Origin of the sequence: Bradyrhizobium sp. (assembly GCF_049581145.1) — a bacterium.
Lineage (GTDB): Bacteria > Pseudomonadota > Alphaproteobacteria > Rhizobiales > Xanthobacteraceae > Bradyrhizobium.
Genome location: NZ_JBAURI010001174.1, coordinates 1 through 1,686, shown reverse-complemented (window position 1 = coordinate 1,686; position 1,686 = coordinate 1). Strand labels below are relative to the sequence as shown.

The 1,686-nt window shown below is 65.6% G+C and carries 2 protein-coding genes; one reads left to right on the top strand and one right to left on the bottom strand.

The window, feature by feature from the left end; genetic code table 11:
* Positions 1 to 361: MarR family winged helix-turn-helix transcriptional regulator (locus WCB02_RS37390; RefSeq protein WP_423966920.1), on the bottom strand; the 361-nt coding region annotated here is incomplete at its 3' end.
* Positions 362 to 505: 144 nt separating this feature from the next.
* Between WCB02_RS37390 and WCB02_RS37385 the strand changes: the two genes are divergently transcribed.
* A partial coding sequence (locus tag WCB02_RS37385) for an amidohydrolase/deacetylase family metallohydrolase (RefSeq protein WP_423966918.1) occupies positions 506 to 1,686 on the top strand: 1,181 nt, incomplete at its 3' end.

Here is a 1,686-nt window from a genome sequence, read left to right as displayed (position 1 = left end):
CCATTCGTCGCAGCAGCCGGGCACCCGTGGCGGTCAGTCTGCAGGCCCGCGCGCGGCGATCGTCGCGCCGCACCGCGCGCTGGATAAATCCCCTGTTTTGCAGGCGCTTGAGCGCGCCGGTGGTGGTCGTCCGATCGAGCGCCACGTCGCCGGCCAAAGTGGTCTGGTCGGCCGTACCGCGCACGGCCAGCGCTGACAGCAGACTATATTGCAGCGGGGTGATCTCGAACGCCGTGCATTTTTCCTGGAACAACGCCACATGGATCTGGTGTAGCCGCCGCAGCAGGAAACCCGGCCGCATGCCCAGCGGCCATGGGTCGATCTCACTGTCGCTGTCGATCTTGCCCGGTTTCTTCGTCATGCCAGTCACCAGGATCCTGCAACAACCGTGCCCTGATTTTTGGCAGCCTTCGCCTGCGGCCGGCGTTGCGAAAGCGATAATTACGAAGCATACTTCGTAATTCATCGATACCGGTCGACGCCGTGCCAGCCAAGGGAGCCCATCATGTCAGTGAGCACCTCATTCGACCTGCTGTTGCGCGGGGGACGCGTGATCGATCCGGCGTCCGGCGTCGACGGGCTGAAGGATATCGCGATCCGCGGCGGCAAGGTGGCAGCCGTGCAGGCTGACATCCTGCCGACCAGCGCCCGCGACATCGTCGACGTCACCGGCAAGCTCGTGCTGCCCGGCCTGATCGATACCCACGCCCATGTCTATCAGTATGTCACCGGGCGCTTTGGCGTGAACGCCGACATGGTCGGCGTGCAGTCGGGCGTGACCACGCTGGTCGATCAGGGTGGTCCGTCCTGCATGACCTTGCCGGGCTTCCGGCATTTCATCGCCGAGCAATCGCAGTCGCGGGTCTACGCCTTTCTGTCCGCCTATCTCGTCGGCGGTCTGGAAGGCCATTATTATCCGAACCTCTACAGCCCCGATGGCGTCGACATCGACGCGACCGTGAAGGCGGCGAAGGCGAACCGCGATCTGGTCCGCGGCATCAAGGCACATGCCGAGATCGGCGGTTTCGCGCGCTGGGGCATCCGCGTCATCGAGATGGCGGCCGAGATCGGCCGCCGCGCCGACCTGCCGGTCTACGTGCATTTCGGACAGCTCTGGAGCCTGCCGGAAAGCGGCACCAATGGCGAGGATGTCGACACCATTCTCACCCGCGTGATCCCGCTGTTGCGTGAAGGCGACGTGCTGGCGCATCCGTTCACGCGGCATCCCGGCGGCTTCGTCAATCGCGAAGGCGAGGTTCATCCGGTGATTAGGGCGGCGCTCGACCGCGGCCTGCGCGTCGACGTCGGCCACGGCAGCCACTTCTCGTATCGGCTGGCGCGCAAGGCGATCGCGGCCGGCATCGTGCCGACCACGCTCGGCGCCGACATCCACGGCTACAACACCCATGTGCCGGGGCCAGCCGGCACGCCCGACGAGGCCGCCGACGACGAAAACCATCCGTTCGCCGGCCAGGCCAAGTTCAGCCTGGTGCAGGCCATGAGCTCGATGATGGCGCTCGGATTGACGCTCGAACAGGTGGTGCCGATGGTCACCTCGCATCCCGCCGAGATGCTGGGCCTTGCAGACCGGATCGGCGCGCTGCGCACCGGCATGGACGCCGACGTCACGGTGCTGAACGAGCGGCCCGGCCGTTTCATCCTGCGCGACAATGAAAAGACCGAAGT